The organism is Nocardia sp. NPDC002869, assembly GCF_046764065.1.
GTDB classification, from domain to species: domain Bacteria; phylum Actinomycetota; class Actinomycetes; order Mycobacteriales; family Mycobacteriaceae; genus Nocardia; species Nocardia rhamnosiphila.
In genome coordinates this window covers 1-5,270 of record NZ_JBKOOL010000257.1, presented here as the reverse complement: position 1 = coordinate 5,270, position 5,270 = coordinate 1, and the positions used below count along the sequence as shown (strand labels likewise).

The 5,270-nt window shown below is 64.4% G+C and carries 3 protein-coding genes and 1 pseudogene; all 4 read left to right on the top strand.

The features are described from left to right. The first annotated feature begins 437 nt into the window (after positions 1 to 437). Entirely contained in the window at positions 438 to 977 is a 540-nt protein-coding gene (gene rplJ / locus ACLML9_RS27640; protein ID WP_357063988.1) for a 50S ribosomal protein L10, read from the top strand. Positions 978 to 1,052: 75 nt separating this feature from the next. After that, a complete protein-coding gene (rplL, locus tag ACLML9_RS27635) occupies positions 1,053 to 1,433 on the top strand; it encodes a 50S ribosomal protein L7/L12 (RefSeq protein WP_030525645.1) in 381 nt (126 codons plus the stop codon). Between the two features lie 258 nt (positions 1,434 to 1,691). Continuing rightward, on the top strand, positions 1,692 to 2,774 hold the full coding sequence (locus ACLML9_RS27630) for an ABC transporter ATP-binding protein (RefSeq protein ID WP_411948251.1): 1,083 nt from the start codon (positions 1,692 to 1,694) through the stop codon (positions 2,772 to 2,774). A gap of 559 nt (positions 2,775 to 3,333) precedes the next feature. Then, positions 3,334 to 5,270: pseudogene (locus ACLML9_RS27625) on the top strand (DNA-directed RNA polymerase subunit beta); the annotation flags it as partial.

Here is a 5,270-nt window from a genome sequence, read left to right as displayed (position 1 = left end):
GATCCCCGTCCCGGCGCACCCGTCGCGGGTGCACCGCGACAGTCTGATCGGGTTGTCGCATACCGACCTCGACGAGGTGCTCGGCGATATCCGCTAAGGGTAGGAGCCGGCGTCGCCCGGTCAACCCGGCTATCGCGACCGTTTTGCCAGATGAGGCAGTGTCCGGCTATGCTCGGTCAGGTTGTCGACCAGTTCGGCACCACCAATCCGTTCTACCGAAGACCGTAGGTCGCCGATTTCGTATGGAATCGGTCGAAGGTCCGGCGAGAGTGCCGGCGGCCCACGCAGGGAGAGCCGAGGCTGGAGAACGCGCACGCGCAGCCGTGCCGATATTTTCTTTCGCGCCCCGGGACGCTCTGCGTTCGGGGCGCTTGTTCTTTTGCCGGCCCCTGATTCGGTAGGGCATATCCATACCGACATCAGAGAGGAGGCGAAGTATGGCGAAACCCGAAAAGGTTGCCGCGGTCGCGGAGATCGCCGAGCAGTTCAAGGGCTCGACGGCCGCAGTTGTCACGGAATACCGTGGCCTGTCCGTCGGTGCGCTCACCGAACTGCGTCGTGCGCTCGGTGCCGAGGCCACGTACTCCGTCGCCAAGAACACCCTGGTGAAGCGCGCTGCGGCCGAGGCCGGCGTGGAGGGACTGGACGATCTGTTCGTCGGACCCACCGCGATCGCGTTCATCTCCGGTGAGCCGGTCGACGCCGCCAAGGCGCTGAAGACCTTCGCGAAGGATCACAAGGCGCTCGTCATCAAGGGCGGCTACATGGACGGCGCTCCGCTGTCCGTGTCCGAGGTCGAGCGGATCGCCGATCTCGAGTCCCGCGAGGTCCTGCTGGCCAAGCTGGCCGGTGCCATGAAGGGCAACCTGGCCAAGGCCGCCGGTCTGTTCAACGCTCCCGCCTCGCAGGTGGCCCGCCTGGCCGCCGCGCTGCAGGAGAAGAAGCAGGCCGAAGGCGGAGACGCCGCCGCGGAGTAAGACCCGCGTCCCCCTTTGCGGAACGGTCGACTCCGGCTCGCCCGCGCAGACATTCACTATCGAAAGGAAATATCAATGGCCAACGTTGATGAGCTGCTCGAAACCTTCGGCAACATGACCCTGCTGGAGCTCTCCGACTTCGTGAAGAAGTTCGAGGAGAAGTTCGAGGTCACCGCTGCTGCTCCGGTCGCCGTCGCCGCCGCCGGTGCCGCCCCGGCCGCCGCCGAGGCCGCCGAGGAGCAGGACGAGTTCGACGTCATCCTCGAGGGTGCCGGGGACAAGAAGATCCAGGTCATCAAGGTGGTCCGTGAGATCGTCTCCGGCCTGGGCCTGAAGGAGGCCAAGGACCTCGTCGAGGGCGCGCCGAAGCCGATCCTGGAGAAGGTGGCCAAAGAAGCCGCCGAGGCCGCCAAGGAGAAGCTGGAAGGCGCCGGCGCCAAGGTTTCGGTCAAGTAATACCGACCGGCACTGCCGGAAACGGGCGGTTCCCACGGGGGACCGCCCGTTTTCTGCGTATTACGACCGATTTTCTCGTGCGCTGGTTAACGGCGGTTCTGCGGTATCGAACTCGGCAACCATGGTTACTCTTCGGTCAGGTCGGGTGTGCTATAGGCGTGCCATGGGTTACAGTGACCGGACTCGCTGTGACGTGACGCACCGCTTCCGGGTCTGTGGTGCAAAGCGGGTAGCTCGCTGAGAAATGTGGAGGTTGGCGTGGGCGTCGAGGTCAGGACCGAGAGTGTAACCAAGTCGTTCGGTTCACAGCGGATTTGGCAGGACGTTTCTATTACCCTGCCTGCCGGTGAGGTCAGCGCGCTGCTGGGCCCGTCGGGTACCGGTAAGTCCGTATTCTTGAAGTCGCTGATCGGCCTGCTCCGGCCCGAGCGCGGCTCCATCTTCATCGGTGGCACCGATATCACCACCTGCTCCAACAAGGAGCTCTACGAGATCCGGAAGCTCTTCGGCGTGCTGTTCCAGGACGGCGCGCTGTTCGGCTCGATGAACCTCTTCGACAATGTCGCGTTCCCACTGCGCGAGCACACGAAGAAATCCGAGTCCGAGATCCGCAAGATCGTCATGGAGAAGCTCGAGCTCACCGGTCTGCTCGGCGCCGAGGGCAAGCTGCCCGGCGAGATCTCCGGCGGTATGCGCAAACGGGCCGGGCTGGCCCGGGCGCTCGTGCTCGACCCACAGATCATCCTGGTCGACGAGCCCGACTCCGGTCTGGACCCGGTGCGCACCTCGTATCTGAGCCAGCTGCTCATCGATATCAACGCCCAGATCGACGCCACGATCCTCATCGTGACCCACAACATCAACCTGGCCCGTACCGTACCGGACAATATCGGCATGCTGTTCCGCCGGCAGCTGGTCATGTTCGGCCCGCGCGAGGTGCTGCTGACCAGCGAGGAGCCGGTGGTCAAACAGTTCCTCAACGGGCGCATGATCGGCCCCATCGGTATGTCCGAGGAAAAGGACGAGGCCCAGATGGCGCGCGAGCAGGCGATGGTGGACGCCGGCCATCACCACGGTGGCGCCGAAGAGGTCGAGGGCATCATCCCGCAGATGAAGGCCCAGCCGGGGATGCCGGTACGCCAGGCGGTGGAGCGCCGCAAGAACCGGGTACGTGAGATCATGCACACCCTGCCGCACGCCGCGCAGGTGGCCATCCGCGAGTCGCTCGATCAGAACGACGAGACGATGGTCATGTCCTACGACTCGGGCCGGCGGGGCGGTGATCGCGGTAACGATTTCCCCGGGTCCGATTTCGACACCGCGCAGTACCCCAAGGTATAAGAAAAGCCTGTTTCCGAAAGCAGCGCGTCGGGTTCGTACCCGGCGCGCTGTTTCGTTTCCGCGATGCGGGTCCCGGAGCTGTTCCGGCCGCCGTATCCGGCCGGAACAGGGCGGATTCGGCGGGGCGTTACTGATCTTGTAGTGCGGCCGGCGATCCGCAGGAAGCCAGGTCGGCACGGGCACTTGACGAGTTTCGCCGGACCAGTCACGCTATTGGAGGCGGCTTCGGCCGCCGTCGGTAGTGGACGACCGCCAGCGCCGAATTCGTTGTCGGAGGCTCCGCCCGTGGACCGGAACGCAGCCAGCGGAACCGGCCCGGCGCGTCAGCCACGCAACGCTTCGCCGGGGTGGTACTTTGACACCTCCGTATAGGTAGGTGTAGGTTTGGACGTTGCGCTGGCTGCCTCCTGTCCATTCCTTGATCGCACTACGAAAGTCCCACCCTTCCGGTGTTGCTTCCGTTGTTTGCTGTTCGAGTCTCGTTCGGGTTGTGACCAGCGAGAATCCCAAAATGTAGCAGACAAGCGACGGTCGCGGACCACCACGCGACGCGCGTGAGGTGCTGGAAGGACGCATCTTGGCAGTCTCCACCCAGACAAGCGCCAATACGAAGCTGGGAGTTTCCGGGGGTATTCCCGGGGCTCCGTTGCGGGTGTCTTTCGCGAAGATCCGGGAGCCGCTGGAGGTGCCCGGACTTCTCGATCTACAAACGGAATCTTTCGCCTGGCTGGTCGGCACGCCTGATTGGCGTGAGCGGGCTGCCGCTCGCGGTGACGGCGGGCTGGTCGGCGGGCTGGAGGAGGTGCTCGAGGAGCTCTCGCCGATCGAGGACTTCTCCGGCTCCATGTCCCTGTCCTTCTCCGACCCTCGGTTCGAAGAGGTCAAGGCCTCGATCGACGAGTGCAAAGACAAGGACATGACCTACGCGGCGCCGTTGTTCGTCACCGCGGAGTTCATCAACAACAACACCGGTGAGATCAAGAGCCAGACGGTTTTCATGGGTGATTTCCCGATGATGACCGACAAGGGCACCTTCATCATCAACGGCACCGAGCGTGTCGTGGTCTCCCAGTTGGTGCGTTCGCCGGGTGTCTACTTCGATCATTCCGTCGACAAGAGCACCGAGAAGGATCTGCACAGCGTGCGGGTCATCCCGAGCCGTGGCGCGTGGCTGGAATTCGATGTCGACAAACGTGACACCGTCGGTGTGCGTATCGACCGCAAGCGGCGTCAGCCGGTGACCGTGCTGCTCAAGGCCCTCGGCTGGTCCACCGAGGAGATCACCGAGCGTTTCGGGTTCTCCGAGATCATGATGTCCACCCTGGAAAAGGACAACACGGCCGGCCAGGACGAGGCGCTGCTCGATATCTACCGCAAGCTGCGCCCGGGCGAACCGCCCACGAAGGAGTCCGCGCAGACCCTGCTGGAGAACCTGTTCTTCAAGGAGAAGCGTTACGATCTCGCGCGTGTCGGTCGCTACAAGATCAACAAGAAGCTCGGCCTGCACCCGGGTGAGGCCATCGACGGGTCCGTGCTGACCCGCGAGGACATCGTCTCGACCATCGAGTACCTGGTGCGCCTGCACGCCGGCGACCGGACGATGACCGCCCCCGGCGGTGTCGAGGTCCCGGTCGATGTGGACGATATCGACCACTTCGGCAACCGGCGTCTCCGTACCGTGGGCGAGCTCATCCAGAACCAGATCCGGGTCGGCCTGTCCCGGATGGAGCGCGTGGTCCGCGAGCGGATGACCACCCAGGACGTCGAGGCCATCACGCCGCAGACCCTGATCAACATCCGCCCCGTCGTGGCCGCGATCAAGGAGTTCTTCGGAACCTCCCAGCTCTCGCAGTTCATGGACCAGAACAACCCGCTCTCGGGCCTGACCCACAAGCGCCGCCTCTCGGCGCTGGGCCCCGGCGGTCTGTCCCGTGAGCGCGCGGGCCTCGAGGTCCGCGACGTGCACCCCTCGCACTACGGCCGCATGTGTCCGATCGAGACCCCGGAAGGCCCGAACATCGGCCTGATCGGTTCGCTGTCGGTGTACGCGCGGGTCAACCCGTTCGGTTTCATCGAGACGCCGTACCGCAAGGTGGAGAACGGCCGCGTCACCGACGAGGTCAAGTACCTGACGGCCGACGAAGAGGACCGGCACGTCCGGGCCCAGGCCAACTCCGCGGTCGACGCCGACGGGAATTTCATCGAGGACCGGGTGCTGTGCCGCCGCGGTAACGAGGAAATGGAATTCGTCGACGCCACCGAGGTCGATTACATGGATGTGTCGCCGCGGCAGATGGTGTCGGTGGCGACGGCGATGATTCCGTTCCTGGAGCACGATGACGCCAACCGTGCCTTGATGGGTGCGAATATGCAGCGTCAGGCGGTGCCGTTGATCCGTTCCGAGGCCCCTGTGGTGGGTACCGGGATGGAGTTGCGGGCGGCGGTGGATGCCGGTGATGTCGTGGTCAACGACAAGCCCGGTGTGGTCGAGGAAGT

Coding starts and splice junctions, on each gene's coding strand:
- rplJ (WP_357063988.1), top strand. CDS start 438: ATGGCGAAACCCGAAAAGGTTGCCGCGGTCGCGGAGATCGCCGAGCAG.
- rplL (WP_030525645.1), top strand. CDS start 1,053: ATGGCCAACGTTGATGAGCTGCTCGAAACCTTCGGCAACATGACCCTG.